15 protein-coding genes are annotated in these 17225 nt (G+C 46.3%); 13 read left to right on the forward strand and 2 right to left on the reverse strand.

The window, feature by feature from the left end; translation table 11 throughout:
• Positions 1-8 precede the first annotated feature (8 nt).
• From NST34_RS08925 to pyk, 6 genes are all read left to right on the forward strand, one after another.
• The gene (locus tag NST34_RS08925; protein WP_341127584.1) at positions 9-3647 is read left to right on the forward strand and encodes a DNA polymerase III subunit alpha; all 3639 of its coding nucleotides are present in this window, start codon (positions 9-11) and stop codon (positions 3645-3647) included.
• A gap of 74 nt (positions 3648-3721) precedes the next feature.
• A complete protein-coding gene (locus NST34_RS08930) occupies positions 3722-4222 on the forward strand; it encodes a phosphatidylglycerophosphatase A family protein (RefSeq protein WP_042186505.1) in 501 nt (166 codons plus the stop codon).
• Between the two features lie 146 nt (positions 4223-4368).
• The gene (locus tag NST34_RS08935; RefSeq protein WP_042125966.1) at positions 4369-4557 is read left to right on the forward strand and encodes a hypothetical protein; all 189 of its coding nucleotides are present in this window, start codon (positions 4369-4371) and stop codon (positions 4555-4557) included.
• Between the two features lie 72 nt (positions 4558-4629).
• Positions 4630-5523 (forward strand): acetyl-CoA carboxylase, carboxyltransferase subunit beta, encoded by an 894-nt coding sequence (gene accD, locus NST34_RS08940; RefSeq protein WP_042186509.1) that lies wholly within the window; start codon positions 4630-4632, stop codon positions 5521-5523.
• 1 nt (position 5524) lies between these two features.
• Positions 5525-6526, forward strand: coding sequence for an acetyl-CoA carboxylase carboxyltransferase subunit alpha (locus NST34_RS08945; protein ID WP_076283321.1), 1002 nt, complete (start codon positions 5525-5527; stop codon positions 6524-6526).
• Positions 6527-6858: 332 nt separating this feature from the next.
• The gene (pyk, locus tag NST34_RS08950; RefSeq protein ID WP_042186514.1) at positions 6859-8277 is read left to right on the forward strand and encodes a pyruvate kinase; all 1419 of its coding nucleotides are present in this window, start codon (positions 6859-6861) and stop codon (positions 8275-8277) included.
• Between the two features lie 119 nt (positions 8278-8396).
• Here pyk and NST34_RS08955 read toward each other — a convergent pair whose 3' ends face one another.
• Complete coding sequence (locus NST34_RS08955; RefSeq protein ID WP_076300919.1) at positions 8397-9068, reverse strand: G1 family glutamic endopeptidase; 672 nt, start codon at positions 9066-9068, stop codon at positions 8397-8399.
• Positions 9069-9201: 133 nt separating this feature from the next.
• On the opposite strand from NST34_RS08955, the gene NST34_RS08960 reads away from it, so the two are divergent.
• From NST34_RS08960 to NST34_RS08970, 3 genes are read left to right on the forward strand one after another with little or no spacing between them, the layout of a single operon-like run.
• Positions 9202-10383 (forward strand): MFS transporter, encoded by a 1182-nt coding sequence (locus NST34_RS08960; protein WP_076283320.1) that lies wholly within the window; start codon positions 9202-9204, stop codon positions 10381-10383.
• A 37-nt stretch (positions 10384-10420) separates the two neighbouring features.
• Entirely contained in the window at positions 10421-10948 is a 528-nt protein-coding gene (locus tag NST34_RS08965; protein WP_341127585.1) for an acyl-CoA thioesterase, read from the forward strand.
• Positions 10945-11343 carry an FxsA family protein gene (locus NST34_RS08970; RefSeq protein ID WP_042186523.1) on the forward strand — a complete coding sequence of 133 codons (399 nt, stop codon included), beginning with the start codon at positions 10945-10947 and terminating at the stop codon, positions 11341-11343. Before NST34_RS08965 ends, NST34_RS08970 begins: the two co-directional genes overlap by 4 nt.
• A 91-nt stretch (positions 11344-11434) precedes the next feature.
• On the opposite strand, the gene ytvI is transcribed toward NST34_RS08970, so the two are convergent.
• Complete coding sequence (ytvI, locus tag NST34_RS08975; protein ID WP_076283318.1) at positions 11435-12550, reverse strand: sporulation integral membrane protein YtvI; 1116 nt, start codon at positions 12548-12550, stop codon at positions 11435-11437.
• 395 nt (positions 12551-12945) lie between these two features.
• On the opposite strand from ytvI, the gene NST34_RS08980 reads away from it, so the two are divergent.
• The 4 genes from NST34_RS08980 (at position 12946) to NST34_RS08995 (ending at position 17205) form a co-directional block, all read left to right on the forward strand.
• Positions 12946-14058 carry a citrate/2-methylcitrate synthase gene (locus tag NST34_RS08980; protein ID WP_341127586.1) on the forward strand — a complete coding sequence of 371 codons (1113 nt, stop codon included), beginning with the start codon at positions 12946-12948 and terminating at the stop codon, positions 14056-14058.
• Positions 14059-14309: 251 nt separating this feature from the next.
• Positions 14310-15605 (forward strand): NADP-dependent isocitrate dehydrogenase, encoded by a 1296-nt coding sequence (gene icd, locus NST34_RS08985; RefSeq protein ID WP_042125986.1) that lies wholly within the window; start codon positions 14310-14312, stop codon positions 15603-15605.
• Positions 15606-15661: 56 nt separating this feature from the next.
• Positions 15662-16603 carry a malate dehydrogenase gene (gene mdh, locus NST34_RS08990; RefSeq protein WP_042186530.1) on the forward strand — a complete coding sequence of 314 codons (942 nt, stop codon included), beginning with the start codon at positions 15662-15664 and terminating at the stop codon, positions 16601-16603.
• A 173-nt stretch (positions 16604-16776) separates the two neighbouring features.
• Positions 16777-17205: a hypothetical protein gene (locus NST34_RS08995; protein ID WP_341127587.1), complete on the forward strand. Its 429-nt coding sequence runs from the start codon at positions 16777-16779 to the stop codon at positions 17203-17205.
• Positions 17206-17225: the final 20 nt, after the last annotated feature.

A 17225-nucleotide genomic window follows, 5' to 3' on the forward strand; every position in this document is an offset into this window, starting at 1 on the left:
GTGGGATAATGAGCCCTTTCGTGCATTTGCATGTGCACAGCGAATACAGTTTACTGGACGGGGCGGCGCGCATTACCGATCTCGTGCGCCGGGCCGGCGAATACGGCATGAAGTCGCTGGCGCTTACGGATCATGGAGTGATGTATGGGGCGATCCCCTTTTATAAAGCGTGTAAAGAGAATGGAATCAAGCCGATTATCGGCTGTGAAGCTTATTTAACCGCGGGCTCTCGCCGTGAGCGAGGCAGTCGTAAAGATCAACCGATTTATCACCTGATTCTGCTCGTCAAGAATGAAACCGGCTACAAGAACCTAATGAAGCTGATCTCTATCGGTCATCTGGAAGGTCATCACTATAAACCTCGTATTGATATGGAGGTTCTGGCCGCTCATTCGGAGGGGATCATATGCCTCAGTGCCTGTCTTGGCGGCGAAGTGCCGCAGCATCTGTTGCATGGAAGAGATGACGAGGCGCGAAAAGCTGCGCTGCGATATAAGGAGATTTTTGGCGAAGACTTCTACCTGGAGCTTCAAGATCACGGAATTTCCGAGCAAAAACGAGTAAATCCGAAGCTGATCGCACTTGCCAAGGCCTGTGAGATCCCACTTGTAGCTACGAATGACGTCCATTATTTGGCCAAGGAAGATGCAGAGGTACAGGATGTTCTGATCTGTATTGGAACAGGTAAAACTGTGGATGATGAGGAACGGCTCAAAATCGGAACAGATCAGCTGTTTCTCAAAAGCAGTGATCAGATGGCGGCGTTGTTCCCGCATGTGCCTGAAGCTATCAGTAACACGCTATTGATCGCAGAAAAATGTAATTTGGAGCTTACCTTCGGTCAACATATTCTGCCTGCCTATTCACCAATTCCAGAAGGTAAGGACTCCGCTGCATATTTGCGAGAGTTGTGCTTTAAAGGGCTTGAAGAACGGTATATAGACACACCGCTTTGGGCATCGCCTGAGCAAAGAGAAACCGCTGAAAAGCGTCTTGCCTATGAGCTTGGCGTCATCGAGAATATGGGTTTTAGCGATTATTTTCTAATTGTGTGGGATTTTATCGCTTATTGTCATCGTCAGGGGATTGCTACTGGTCCGGGCCGGGGTTCTTCCGCGGGGAGTCTTACCGCTTATTCCCTACGAATCACGGATGTAGATCCGCTTAAGTATAACTTGCTCTTTGAACGTTTCTTAAATCCAGAACGGATCACGATGCCGGATATTGATATCGATTTTAGTGATGAGCGTCGTGATGAGGTTATCGCTTATGTGGTGGAGAAATACGGCAAAGAACATGTGGCACAGATCATTACGTTCGGAACCATGGCTGCACGGGCTGCAGTTCGTGATGTGGGCAGGGTACTGAATTTACCTTATAACGAGGTAGATAAGGCTGCCAAGCTCATCCCAGGACAACTAGGCATCAGCCTTGCTAGAGCGCTGGAGACTACTCCAGACCTAAAAGCGCTGTATGACAGTAATCCGAAGATCAAAGGCTTGCTGGATATGGCAATGAAAGTGGAAGGTATGCCTCGTCATGCTTCGACACATGCTGCCGGGGTTGTTATTTCCAAAGGTCCGCTGACTGATGCTGTACCCCTTCAAGAGGGCAACGAAAGTACAGCGTTAACTCAGTACTCTATGGAGCATTTGGAAAGTGTTGGGCTGCTGAAGATGGATTTTCTGGGCCTGCGTACTTTGTCGATTATCGAACGCTGCATGAATTCGATTAAAGAAATGAGTGGCAGTGTTCCAGATTTTAAAATCATACCAGATCATGATCGGCTCACGTATGAAATGTTAGGTGCTGGTGAGACGACTGGGGTCTTCCAGCTGGAGTCGGCGGGTGTAAGACGTGTGCTTAAGGATTTGAAGCCTAATGGTTTTGAAGATATCGTATCGGTCCTAGCCTTGTATCGTCCGGGTCCGATGGAGTTTATCCCGAAATATATAGCAGGTAAGCACGGTCAGATCGAAGTAGAGTATCCGCATCCTGATTTGAAATCTATATTAGCGGATACCTATGGGATAATTGTGTATCAGGAACAGATTATGCAGATTGCTTCGCTTATGGCTGGATTCTCGCTTGGTGAAGCGGATCTGCTCCGCCGAGCGGTTTCTAAGAAGAAGCGCGAGACGTTGGATAAGGAACGCAGTCATTTTGTACAGGGGAGCTTGCAGCAAGGATATAACGAAACGGATGCGAATGCCGTTTATGATATGATCGTACGATTTGCCGATTACGGCTTCCCTCGTGCGCATGCGGCGGCTTATGGTGTGCTGGCTTTTCAGACGGCTTATCTTAAGGCGCATTATCCGGTACAGTTTATGGCATCTATGCTGACCGCCGTGATGGGAACCCACCGTAAGGTGGCGGAATATGTACTGGACTGCCGCCGCACGGGCATCGGCGTATTACCGCCGGATGTGAATGAGAGCGGCGTACTGTTTACCCCTGTTCCAGGAGAGGAAACGGGAACAGGGCATATCCGCTTTGGGCTCGCAGCGATTAAGAACGTCGGCACGTTAGCAGTGGAGAATATTATGTCGGTTCGCAAGGAGCGACCGTTCGACAGCCTGCTCGATTTCTGTCGACGTGTGGATCTGCGGGTCTGCAACAAGCGGGTAGTGGAGTCTTTGCTGCAGGCAGGAGCCTTTGACTGTCTGCCGGGTCATAGGGCCCAGCTGCTAGCTATGCTGGACGAGACCGTTGACGCCGCAACGAAATGGCGCAAGGAGCGGGATGAACTGCAAATTCAGTTGTTCGACGATTTGGTGGAGACGCCGAATTGGGAGATTCGCTATCCGGATATCCCTAAGTTCACAGTAGGACAGCAGCTGGAGATGGAACGTGAGCTGCTGGGGCTGTATCTATCAGGTCATCCGCTCGACGATAGTGTTGAGCTGCTTGATGAGCCGGGTATACAGCGGCTGATGGATCTCGGTGAAGCCGCAGATGAGAGCCAGACGGTTACGGCCGGCATGGTCGTATCCGTTAAGGAAATTACGACGAAGCAAGGGAAATCGATGGCCTTCATCGAATGGGAAGATCAGATCGAGCGCTGCGAAGTCGTGCTCTTCCCCGAGGTGTGGAAGCGAAGCCGCAGCTTGATTGCCAAGGGCGCGCTGCTGGCCTTGCGCGCCAAGGTGCAGCAGGAGGACGAAGGCTTCAAGCTGCTGGCCGAGGAAGTGGCGCTGCTATCCGCGGAGACACTCCGCGGCCTGCTGCAGCGCCGTAGTGCCGCCGCATCCCGCCCGTATAGCGCGGGACGCTCGGCCTCAGCAGGAGCGCCGCCGCGTGGCGCGGCTCCTGCTTCGCGGGCTAGCGGGGCCGCCACTGGCCCCGCTGGCAGACCTGCAGGCGGCGCAGCTGCGCCTGCAACACCTGCACCGGCCGCTGCGCCAGCGCCGGGCTCAGGCCAGCGTGTCTTTATCAAGATCACGCCGGCCGCCGAGAATGCTGCGCAGCTGTCGCGCCTGAAGGAGCTGCTGCAGAATCATCCAGGCCCAGTAGCGACGATTCTGTTCTACGAACGGGATCAGAAGCTCCTGGCCCTTAGCGATAATTATCGGATTAAGCCTACCGAGGAGCTAATCGCGGCTATCGAGTCTATGCTGGGGGCAGGTACCGTAAGAATAAAATAAGAACAATTCCACCCTTTTCCGCATACATTAGGAAACCACAGGGCGAATCCCTGGGCGGAAAGGGGAATCACATCATGTCCTATCAAATGGCAGTTGATCTGTTGGAACGTAGAGGCGTATCACTTTCTTCCATTGCTGAAATCGTATATATTTTACAATCGGTCTATTATCCCGGTTTATCCAAGGAAGAATGCCTTTCCAGTGTGAAATCTGTATTGGGAAAAAGAGAAGTGCAGTACACGTTAATGACGGGGATCGCACTTGATGAACTGGCAGAGAAAAGACTGCTTCCGCAGCCGCTCCAGGCAGTAATGGAAGCGGATGAATCACTTTATGGAGCGGACGAGACTCTAGCCCTTGGCATCACAGGGGTATATGGGATGATCGGACTTACAGGATTTGGGTACTTGGACAAAATAAAGCTTGGAATCATTGGTGAATTGAACGATGATAAGGGGAGGATTCACGTGTTCTTGGATGACTTAGTAGCGGGTATCGCTGCAGCTGCTTCTGCTAGAATCGCTCATCGGCAGGAAGGGGCAAAAGTATATCCTCTGGTCACGGACACGGAATAAATGACCCGATTCATTTCGTTTGAATGAGTTCCTCAGTCTTGCTTCCTTTGCCCTACGCCTGTTGCGGGAAAAAAGAAAACTGTGTTATCATAATTCCATTATACGGGATACGGCTGGGAATTAAGATTGGGGAGGCCTTGCAAGGCATGTGGACGGTAATATATATCGCGCCGACCGCCAAAGTGGCGGATATGATTAAGAGTAAGCTGACTGAAGAAGGTTTTTTAGTAAAATGCCGTCCAATCAATATGTCCAAGCAGCAGTTTGAGATATTGGTTCCTTCGGGTGAACTGGAGGAAGTACAGGAAGTCCTTAATCTTATTCTGCATCCCTGAATTTCTATCAAGAGAAAAGTCATGACAGCGGCAAGCTGCATAACGCAAATAAACGGCTGAAGAGGTGCGGGTGTGTTCAAAGATTTATTTCAGAAGAAACGGAAGTACGCGACTATTCCTTCAGAACGTCTGGAGCGAAGCGGCGTGCCTGCAGAAGGCGAACGCCCCAAACGGGAAATTCCAGAAGGATTAATGAGTAAATGTAATAAATGCGGAACGATCCAGTATAGCAAGGAATTGGAAAAGAACCTAAAAGTATGTCCTACTTGTGGTCATCATTTGCGCTTGAACGCCGTAGAGCGTATTGCTATGACGTTAGACCCAGAGGGCTTTATTGAGTTTGATAGTGAAATGTATTCTATAGATCCGCTGAAATTCCCGGGTTATGCCTCTAAACTGGAGCAACAGCAACTAAAATCGGGACAAACTGATGCCGTGATTACGGGGCAGGGATCTATTGGCGGACATCCAGTGATCGTAGCTGTGATGAATTTCGAATTTTTCTCCGGCAGTATGGGATCTGTAGTTGGTGAGAAGATTACCCGGGCGATTGAAGAAGCCACGGAGAAGCAGCTTCCACTCCTTATTTTCTCTACTTCTGGCGGAGCGAGAATGCAGGAGAGTATTCTAAGTCTCATGCAAATGGCGAAGACCAGTGCAGCGCTTGCTCGTTTCAACGAAGTGGGCGGCCTTTATATTTCTATAATTACGGATCCGACAACTGGCGGAGTATCTGCGAGTTTTGCTAGTCTTGGCGATATTATTATTGCTGAGCCTGGGGCGGTATTCGGTTTCGCAGGACGTATAGTCATTGAACAGACAATTCGCCAGAAGCTTCCGGATGATTTCCAGACGGCTGAATTTAATCTGCAGCATGGCTTGATTGATATGGTTGTGCACCGTAAAGAAATGCGCGCCACACTGACCAAAATTTTGGAATTGCATGATGTGAAAGGGGGATTTTAGGTTGGCAGGAGAGTTGCCTTTTGAAATGCCTCTGGTTGAAATGCGCAAGAAAATTGCCGAGCTAAAGCAGTTTGGCGAAGAGAAAAGTATTGATTTTACGGATGAGGTAGCAAGACTGGAAGAACGGTACCGTGTGCTTGAGGAGGAAGTTTATTCTAATATCTCTCCTTCCCAAAAAATGCATCTAGCTAGACATCAAGGACGTCCGACTTCTCTTGATCTTATGGGGCAGATCTTCACAGATTTTATCGAGCTTCACGGGGATCGAATGTTTGGGGATGATCTTGCAATTGTAGGCGGTATCGCCAAACTTAACGGTGTCCCGGTTACGGTCATTGGCCAGCAGCGCGGTAAAGATACGAAGGAGAATATTTTACGCTTTTTCGGCAGTGCACACCCTGAGGGCTTCCGTAAGTCACTGCGTCTGATGCAGCAAGCGGACAAGTTCAATCGTCCCATTATAACCTTTGTAGATACGAAAGGTGCATATCCAGGCAATACAGCTGAGGAAAGAGGACAATCCGAAGCAATTGCCCGTAATTTACGCGAGATGTCTCAGTTTGGTGTTCCTGTAATCTGTGTGGTTATCGGTGAAGGCGGAAGTGGGGGCGCATTAGCACTGGCAGTTGGTAATAGAGTGCTTATGCTGGAACATGCCATTTATTCGGCGATATCTCCTAACGGTGCTGCATCAATTCTATGGAAGGATGCTTCGAAGGCTGATCAAGCGGCAGAAGCCATGAAGATAACGGCATCTGATCTGCTTGAAATGGAAGTCATCGAAGAGATTGTTCCTGAGCCAAAAGGCGGCGCACATCGTGATTACGAAGCTACGGCAGCTGCAATTAAGGATGCATTATGGCGTCACTTGCAGGAGCTGATTCTTCTGGATAGAGCGGAATTGAAAGAAGATCGTTATCGTAAATTCCGTAAAATAGGTGAGTTTGCTGAAGTCCAGCAGGAGCAGATTTTCCTTGAAGAAGAAGTGGAATCTGAAGTGTGAATAGTGCCTTTCCATTTGCACTTTAAGACATATAACCATACTTAGTGGACCATATTGAATTAAGTGTAAATTATACATTTTATTGGAATTAAAATAATCTCGACGCAATGCCGGGATTATTTTAATTTTTTTTGTGCGTTCAGATAATTCGAGCTCAAATTACATCTAAAAGAGCCTACAACATTGATTTTGTGTCTAAGTTGCAGTAATATTCATAAGGGCGTAGTTAAAGGCACATGTGACAAAGTTCCTATTTAATTAGTTAGCCTTGTAGTAGATTTTGTAGTTGGAAAAAGTGAGACAGAGAGAACGAAAAAACGGAGGAAAACCTAATGCGGAAAAGTAAAATTGTATGTACGATCGGACCTGCGAGTGAATCGTTGGAGAATATCAAAAAATTGATTTTGGCTGGTATGAATGTGGCCCGTTTGAATTTCTCCCACGGCGATTTTGAAGAGCATGGTGCTCGGATTAAAACGATCCGTCAAGCATCTAAGGAACTGAACAAAACTGTTGCTATCCTGCTCGATACAAAAGGACCGGAGATTCGCACAGGCAAGTTGGAAGTAGAACCGATTGAACTAGTTCAGGACGAGTACCTGACACTAACTACGGAAGAAATCCTTGGCACCCAAGAACGTATTTCCATCACGTACAGCGAGCTTCCTAATGATGTTCAAGTAGGCTCCACCATCCTTATTGATGACGGTCTGATTGGTTTGACAGTTGTCGACATTCAAGGAACTGAAATCAAGACCCGTATTGTAAACGGTGGTACGATCAAGAGCAAGAAGGGCGTTAACGTACCAGGAGTAAACATCTCCTTGCCGGGTATTACGGAAAAAGACACCAACGATATTCTTTTTGGTATCGAACAGGACATCGATTTTATCGCCGCTTCCTTCGTTCGCAAAGCTAGCGACGTTCAGGAAATTCGTGAGCTGCTTTCGAAAAACAACGCTTCTCACATTCAAATCATTTCCAAAATCGAAAACCAACAAGGTGTTGACAACCTTGATGAAATTTTAGAAGCTTCCGATGGCCTGATGGTTGCTCGTGGTGACCTTGGTGTTGAAATTCCAGCTGAAGATGTACCTTTGGCTCAAAAATTGATGATTCAAAAATGTAACGTTGCTGGCAAACCAGTAATCACAGCTACACAAATGCTGGATTCTATGCAACGTAACCCACGTCCTACTCGCGCTGAAGCAAGTGACGTAGCAAACGCTATTTTCGACGGAACAGATGCAATCATGCTTTCCGGAGAAACTGCTGCTGGTAAATATCCAGTAGAATCCGTTCTTACAATGTCCCGTATTGCTGAGAAAGCGGAGTCCGCTTTGGACCACCGTGAGATTTTCTCAAAACAACAAACTTTACAAGAAACTACAGTTACAGAAGCTATCAGCCAATCCGTTGCAATTTCCGCTTTGGATCTGAACGCTAAGGCTATTCTTTCTTCGACTGTTACAGGTCATACTGCACGCGTTGTTTCCAAATACCGTCCTAAAGCACCAATCATTGCTGTTACGACACAAGAAAGAACTATGCGTCAATTGTCCCTCGTTTGGGGCGTAACGCCAGTATTCGGTAAAGTAGCTACTTCCACAGATGAATTGCTTGAAACAGCAATCCAAGGTGGTAAGGATTCCGGTCTGGTTCAAGCTGGCGACCTAGTTGTGATTACTGCAGGAATTCCACTTGGACGTTCCGGTTCCACTAACTTGGTAAAAGTAAGCACAATCGAGTAGTACTCGACTGTGCTTTGCCTGATTCGTAGATTTTACGCAAAATAGAAGAGCTGTCTCAGATGTAGTGAAAATCTACAAATGAGGCAGCTCTTTTTTTTGTGCTGAATCCATTTATGCTGTTAGTATATACGTTTGACGCTAAAAGAGTCCCCTCGAGGGCTTGGACTGGAAGGAACCGCAACGGTGGTGTTATTCTGGACCATGATCCCTCCATTAGAAAGAGTTAACCTAGGTTGTTTTCCATTGATTCGACAGCAGTTGAAGCAGGTAGTGCCCACGCGGGCCAGCTTTGCGATGGAACCATCGACCTCAGGAGCCTCCATAATCCATTCGCCGGAGGTCTGCGGACCAGTATATCGCTGAAGCGTTCGGAAGGTCCAATTTCGGCTTAAATTCCGGAGTGTGATAGACCACTTCGTGTGGCTTATTTTTGTGATAGTACCCTTCATATGATCTCCGGGGTATACTGGAAAAGGGATTACGGTCTCGACGTCAGGTAGTATTTCCCACCAGGCGTAATAACGGGCAATCCCATTTACGAATTCATGACCTGTTCCCGTCTGAATAAGGTTGCTGTTCTTGAAGCCGTCGATGCCAATCCATGCGGAGGAATAGGTGGATTTGTGGGTTGGTTTTACGTATGGGACGGTCCATTCACCGGAAATGCGATTGAAGGCACCTTTTCTACCAGTAACAGTGTAGCCACTCCAGTTCTTAGATGACCAGCCAAAAGCAGAGCTTTGTCTATTGCTCGCATTAGATTTGTCTGTTAGACAAGGATGATTTACCATGAGAGAGTTATATTTTATGCTCAACTTGTCCACCCCCTTTATAGTACTGCTATATTAAATGCGATGATTACATATGAAGTACGGGTGTTCTGTTAAAATATAAAAATATAAAGCTGGAGGACTCATAGTACAAATGGAAAAATTATCGAAGCTGCGCGGCTTTTATCTATTTTTAGGATTGGCCGGCGGTTCATTTGGCTCTTATCTTTCGCTGCTGCTGGTCCATAATGGACTTAATAGTGGACAGATAGGTATACTAATGGCAACGGGCACACTAGTTGCAATCACCATTCAGCCGATGTGGGGGATTATCTCTGATCGGTATAATCAGACGCGTTTAGTACTTATCCTAAGTGTGGCGGTTCCGGCCTTACTAGCTGTCTTTTATCGTTCGGAATATTTCATTGTACTTCTTCTGGTGTATACGTGCTCAACGATCTTCTCCTCTACACAGGCTCCTATAGCCGATTCTTACGCGATCTCGGCGGCGAATAGAGCTGGAGCCACTTACGGTAGCATCCGGCTTATGATGAGCATTGGAGCGGCTCTGGGAGCTTATGCAGGAGGGGTGTACGTATCTACCTTCTCTGTATCCACGATATGGCTACCTTTTCTCTTTTTTAATCTGATTGCAGTCCTTATTGCGTTTACATTGCCGAAGCAGGCGGAAGAGAATCATATGATGAGGCAATCGTTTACTCAGGGGGTAAGACAACTGCTGGGGAATCGGGTCTTCCTTGCGTTTTTGGGTGGCAGCTTTCTTGTGAACCAGACGATGGCTGCTTTTGGTACATACTTTGTAATTGCTTTTCAATCGGTTGGAGGGTCTACGCGCTATGCAGGGATTGCGCTCTTTCTCGCATCGGTGACGAATGTGCCTTCCATGCTGTTTGCTTCTAAGGTGATTAAGAGGTTGGGTCGTGAGCGGACCTTGCTCCTTGGGGCTCTTATTTATGTTTTGCGGTGGGGTATTCAGGTTGCTTTTCCTTATCCATCGGTAATGATCGGAGTGCAAGTGCTGCATGGTCTTTCATTTGGGTTCTTTTATATTGCTGCAGTCGAATATGTATCTCAGATCACGTCTAACGAGATGCAGGCCACTGGCCAAAGTGTATTTAATATGGTGTTTGCAGGTTTTTCTGGCATTGTCGGTAATTTACTGAATGGATTCTTGCTCAATCAAGGCGGGGTAGAAGTAATGAATCTGTCTTGTATGTTGAGCTCTATCGCAGGAGCAATGCTGCTGTTCTATGTTGCCAGAAACTCTCGGCGCAAATTATCGACGACGCTATCTTCAGGCGGGACCCAGGCTTAACGCTTCCCTGCTGCTATGCTGAAAGGAGTATTTATAGATGGAATTAGAACGAGCTGGCTTGCCCAGCCGATGGTATAAGTCAACCCTGCGTGTTCGCTATCAGGAAAGTGATCAGATGGGTGTCGTGTATCATGCGAATTATTTGAACTGGTTTGAGTCTGGTCGTACGGAGATGTTTCGTCAGGTTGGTTTTACTTATCGTGAACTTGAGAAACAAGGCGTCTTACTTCCTGTCACCTCAGCAGATTTGCAATTTAAAAGTCCGGCGCGATATGATGATCTTATCTCCGTGTATGCGCGAATGACTACCTTCTCAGCGTTACGAGTCGTATTTGAGTATCAAGTGCGGAGGCTTTCGGAAGAAGAAGGTGGAAATTCAGAAGATTTATTGGCTACTCTAGGGGAGTTGGGGTCGATGGATCCACCTGGGGAGCTGCTGGTTACCGGCACGACAAGTCATGTTTGGGTGAACCGGGAATGGAGGCCTGCTAGGCTGGATAGAGCCCTTCCAGAGCTCTTTCACGCAATAAAAGAGGCGCTGCGGGAAGAAGGGGGTTCAGTATGATTAGAAGCAAATGGTTATGGGCTGGACTATTTATTATTCCTGCTGTGGAATTATTCGGTTTTATCTACGTAGCAGATCAACTTGGAGCATTTAAAACGTTGCTGCTTATGCTGACCACTTCAGTAATCGGTCTACTAATGATGCGATTTGAGGGTAAGAAAGTGCTGCAGGACAGCAGAACACATATGCAGGAGGGCCGCGTTCCTGGTCGGACGATGCTGGATGGTTTATGTATTTTTTTCGGAGGATTGCTACTGATATTGCCGGGTTTCGTAACCGATATTGTCGGTTTCACGCTAGTATTTCCATTAACTCGGCCTTTGTACCGTATATTTTTGCTGAAGTGGATTGAGAAGAAGATGAAGAATGGCACCTTCACCTTTTACCGTCGTTAGTATACTTTTTACAACAATAACAGAGCGGACCCCTGTCATTGCTGAAGGGACCGCTCTGTTTGCTATTTTACGAATTGATGATTATCGGTTCCTATCTTAATCTGCCGCTAACAATGTAGCTGTGCAAAGCTCGGAATACGCCCGCTCGGTTAAAGGCAACAAGGACTACTAGGACAACGGGTCCGATGATCAGCCCTAGCATACCGAACAACTGCAGACCGGCGAACATACCAATCAACATGGCAAGGGGATCAAGTCCGATGCTGCTGGCGAGCACTTTCGGCTCAAGCACCTGCCGGGTAATAAGAATAACAGCGTAAAGTATGGATAGTCCTATCCCTAGTGCCAAATTGTCCGTCATATAAGAATATAACGCCCAAGGCAGCATCACAATTCCCACACCGAGATAAGGCAATAGATCCACAAAGCCAATCATTAAGCCGATAGCAAATGCAGACTTCACACCCAGCAGCAACAGCCCGATTACTACAATGATCGCTGTGATGGAGATCAGGATGACCTGTGCGCGAAGATAACCGAAGAGCGCTCTGCGTAAATCTCTCCAGATATCTGACACAGGCTTTAGGAATACTGTCGGCAGCCAGCCTGTAAGTTTATCATTATGACGCTCCCAACTCGTACTAATGAAAAAGGCAGCAAGGACAACCACGATAAGAATCGTACCCATACTAGGAAGTGCGGAGATCAGTTTCAATATTACATTAAAAAATCCCGTGACCACTTGCGTGACTGCGTAACCTACAGTTTCCGTTGTTCTGCTGATATTGCTGTCAATCGTAGCATGATAGTCAGGATTGTCTCGGTAGAATTGATTAATCTGGTTGATGATGTTCTGAATGCTTGCATTCTGGCTTAAGGACATCAGAAGATCCTTCCATTGGTCGGTGTGGAGATTAAAGGTTTGCAGCAAGACGATTAATTCTTTTACGAGTCTTGTAATCATCGCGGTTAAGACTAGTGTGATTCCGCCTATATAAAATAGCAGTGCAAGTGATACCGCAAGCCAGCTGGGTAATTTAAAGCCTTTAAGAATAAGTACTAATGGATGCATGATATATGCGAGCAGCCAAGCGAGCAACAGGGGGTATAACAGCGGAAGTAATAAATAGATTGCGAGCAGGAGGATGGAAGTTGCCAGAACGACCCACAGGCCGCGCAGCAGTCTTTTTAATACCAAACGATCCATACCGAGACCACACCTTCTTCATTCCTGCATAGACAGGGGAATAAGAGCTCGTCTTCATATATATTCATAGGATCGATTTAAAGACTAGAATGCGGGATAAATATTAGAATGGGCCGGAATCTCTAAACTGAAATGAAAAAATTGAATCAGGGGATTAGAAGTTTTTTTCTATCTCTCTGATAAAATCATTTGATGCGCTCCAAAGCTTCCACATTGTTCACATAACCGACAAAATCCAGTATGATGAATAAAGATACGAAGCATGTTGGTCATACAGCATTCCTGACGGAAATGTTCTTACACGCACTTATTAGATTTTTTAATGCTTTCAATTGGAAATGTTTTCATGGAACTAAGATTGTTTTTATACCTTGTTGGCAAAGGAGAGATATGCTATGACAGCTACCAAAGGCTTGGAAGGTATCGTTGCAACAACTTCATCCATTAGTTCTATTGTGGATGGTGTACTCACTTACCGCGGTTATGATATTGATGAACTTGCAGAACATGCTACCTTCGAAGAAACAGCTTATTTGTTATGGTTCGGCAGTCTGCCGACGGTGCCAGAGCTGGAAGCGCTCAAGCGGGATCTTAGTGCCTTCGCACAGATTCCTGAACAGGTAATCGAGCAAATGAAGCTCTATCCAAAAGACGCCAACACCATGGCAGCATTGCGGTCGGCTGTATCAAGCCTTGCTCTCTATGATGAAGCGGCTGACGATATGAGCAGAGAAGCGAACGAGATTAAGGCGGTAAAACTGCAGGCACAACTCCCAACAATTGTGGCGGCACTGTCGCGTATTCGCAAGGGGCTTGAACCAGTGGCTCCGAAAGAAGGCGTTTCTATTGCTGAGAACTTCCTTTATATGCTGTGGGGAAAAGAGCCGGACAGCGTATCTGTCAAAGCACTTGATACCGCACTTGTTCTTCATGCGGACCATGAGCTGAATGCTTCAACTTTTGCTGGCCGGGTTACAGTTGCGACATTATCCGATATTTATTCTGGGGTCACCTCCTCTATTGGTGCGCTCAAAGGCCCGCTTCACGGTGGGGCGAATGAAGCAGTTATGAAGATGCTAGAGGAGATCGGAAGTTTGGAAGCGGTTGAACCGTTTATCCGTAAGAAACTGGATAACCGTGAGAAAATCATGGGCTTCGGTCATCGAGTATATAAGAATGGTGATCCACGTGCAAAACATTTGATGAAAATGTCGCTGGAGCTTGGCACGATGAAAAATGACACCACCCTTTACGACATGTCCGTAAATATTGAACAATTGATTACCGGGCAAAAGGGATTAAGACCGAATGTTGATTTCTATTCGGCTTCTGTTTATACACAGCTAGGCATAGATCGTGAACTGTTCACTCCTATTTTTGCAATTAGCCGGACTTCAGGTTGGACTGCGCATATTCTGGAGCAATATACAGATAACCGCATTATTCGTCCACGTGCAGAATACACGGGTATGGTTGAACAGAAATACGTTCCAGTAGACGAAAGATAGAAGAGCAGCCTTGCGGGCTGCTCCTAAAGTTTAGTAGAATGAACCCTAGCAATAGTGTTTTAAATTTTTGATTTTAATGATGATGAGAGTTTTGTTCAAATATAAGAAAGTATAAGTTTCACACGATACTTTATGTCTTATATTTCTCGCTTAAACACTTACCGTCCTTATAAGGACGCCGAAGGCGTTTATGCTTGGATGCTTGTCAATGCTATTTAAATCCCACAAAACTTTAGGAGGAATACACTCAAATGTTGAAACTAGAAAAATTCGATCTACCTACAGAAGGCGAACAAATCACGATTAAAGAAGGAAAACTACAAGTTCCGAATAATCCAATCATTCCTTTTATCGAGGGTGACGGCACAGGCCGTGATATTTGGAAAGCTTCCAAGCGCGTACTTGATGCAGCAGTAACTAAAGCTTATGGTGGCACTAAGCAAATCGCTTGGTACGAAGTATTTGCTGGCGAAAAAGCTTTCAATACATATGGTGAATGGTTGCCAAATGATACGTTGGAAGCAATCCGCGAATATTTTGTGGCGATCAAGGGACCACTTACTACTCCAATCGGAGGCGGTATTCGTTCATTGAATGTAGCTTTGCGTCAAGAATTGGATTTGTACGTATGTCTGCGTCCAGTTCGTTATTTCCAAGGTGTTCCTTCTCCTGTTAAACGTCCTGAGCTGGTGGATATGGTTATTTTCCGTGAGAATACAGAGGATATCTATGCAGGGATTGAATATCAAGAAGGCTCTGCTGAAGTGAAGAAAGTCATCGAATTCCTGCAAAAAGAAATGGGAGTTAACAAAATCCGTTTCCCTGAAACTTCTGGTATTGGTATCAAACCGGTATCCTCCGAAGGTTCGAAGCGCTTGGTGCGCGCTGCAATTGAATATGCGATCAAGCACGGACGTAAGAGCGTAACGCTTGTTCACAAAGGAAACATCATGAAGTTTACTGAAGGTGCCTTCAAAAACTGGGGTTATGAAGTAGCTGAGCAAGAGTTCGGAGATAAGGTCTTCACTTGGAGTCAATATGATGTGATTAAGGAACGTGACGGTGAGGCTGCCGCTAATGCTGCTCAGAAGGATGCTGAAGCTGCTGGCAAAATCATTATCAAGGATGCAATTGCGGATATCGCGCTGCAACAAGTTCTGACTCGTCCAACTGATTTCGATGTTATTGCTACGTTGAACCTGAACGGGGATTACCTGTCCGACGCACTGGCTGCACAAATCGGCGGCATCGGCATCGCTCCTGGAGCGAACATTAACTACATTACTGGCCACGCCATCTTTGAAGCTACCCATGGTACAGCTCCTAAATATGCAGACAAAGACGTTGTGAATCCCGGTTCTGTTATTCTGTCCGGCGTAATGCTCTTGGAGCACTTGGGCTGGCAGGAAGCAGCGGACCTGATTTATAAAGGTATGGAAACTGCTATCAACAATAAGACCGTGACTTATGACTTTGCCCGTCTGATGGAAGGTGCAACTGAGCTGAAATGCTCCGCATTTGCAGACGAAATTATTAACCACCTATAGGTTAGATTAGCCAGATAACATTAGCCTTACCTTTATCATTTCTAGGAGGCGAATCTGTGGCGATCAAGCGTTATAAAATTACAGTGGTAGGCGCCGGTTTTACCGGCGCTACTACAGCTCTTATGTTAGCTCAAAAGGAACTTGGAGACGTTGTGCTGCTCGATATTCCACAAATGGAGAACCCAACCAAGGGTAAGGCGCTTGACATGCAAGAAGCAGGTCCTGTGCAGAGATTCGACAGTCATATTATAGGAACCTCAAGTTATGAAGATGCTGTAGATTCTGATATTGTAATTATCACTGCAGGGATTGCCCGTAAACCTGGGATGAGCCGCGACGATCTTGTGAATATCAATGCAGGGATTGTAAAGTCGGTATGCGAGAACGTAAGAGATGTAGCACCGGAATCCATCGTAATTATTTTGAGTAATCCGGTAGATGCGATGACTTATGCTGCATTTGAAGCGTTAGGCTTTCCGAAAAACCGCGTAATTGGACAATCCGGCGTGCTGGATACAGCGCGTTACTGCACTTTTATTGCGCAAGAACTGAACGTATCCGTTGAAGATGTACGTGGTTTCGTAATAGGAGGACACGGCAATGATATGGTACCGCTCGTTCGTTATTCTAGTGTCGGAGGCATTCCAATCGATACATTGATTCCTACGGATCGTATCGAGGAGATTGTGAAGCGTACACGTGTGGGTGGCGGGGAAATCGTTGACCTTTTAGGAAATGGTAGTGCGTATTATGCTCCTGCAGCCTCTTTAGTTCAGATGACGGAAGCGATCTTGAAGGATAAGAAACGGATCATTCCGGTTATTGCCTTGCTTGAAGGCGAATATGGTTATGACAATCTGTTTCTGGGCGTTCCAGCTCTTCTTGGTGCGAATGGGATTGAGAAGATCTTTGAACTGGAGCTTACGGCTGAGGAGAAAGCGGCTTTAGATAAGTCCGCAGAGTCCGTACGTAGTGTAACAGCAATATTATCTGTGTAGATTGTGCCAGATGAAAGGGGAGGGTCCCGAAGGCCGTGAAATGGCTTAAGGGCGCTCTCTTTTTTTATATCAACAACTTCAAAGAATGGACACCTAAGTTGCTTTTCTTATTCTAATATTATGGGTATAATTATATGTAACTATTATCACAGTTAAATTGGAGGAGATATGATATGGATTGGAACGTTTTGTTTTTCTTACATATGATCGGGACGCTGGCACTAGGATTTTACCTTGTACTGCCTTTCATCATCGGTCGTGTTGAAAAATTGTCGCCTGCAGCAAAAGAAGGTACGTTAAGTGCAGTTACTGGATTTAACCGCTTTGCCCAGTACGGTTTAGTGATCCAACTACTTACAGGTGGTTACATGATGACCAAGGGTGATTATTCTGTAGCATGGATGATCATTATCGTTGTATTGTTGCTAGCAATGTTTGCGCTTGGTGGTATTATGAGCAAGCCTCTGCGTCTTGCTGCTGCTGGAATTCGTGAGAACCGTGATGTCAAAGCAGAAACAGGCAAATTGCGTACGCTTAGTGCGCTGCTGTCCGTGTCATTGCTGCTGATGGTATTCTTCATGGTATTTAACGATATTATTTAATCTGTACGACTATGAGCCCG

Source organism: Paenibacillus sp. FSL H7-0714, from assembly GCF_038003765.1.
In the GTDB taxonomy this organism is placed as follows: Bacteria; Bacillota; Bacilli; order Paenibacillales; family Paenibacillaceae; genus Paenibacillus_AQ.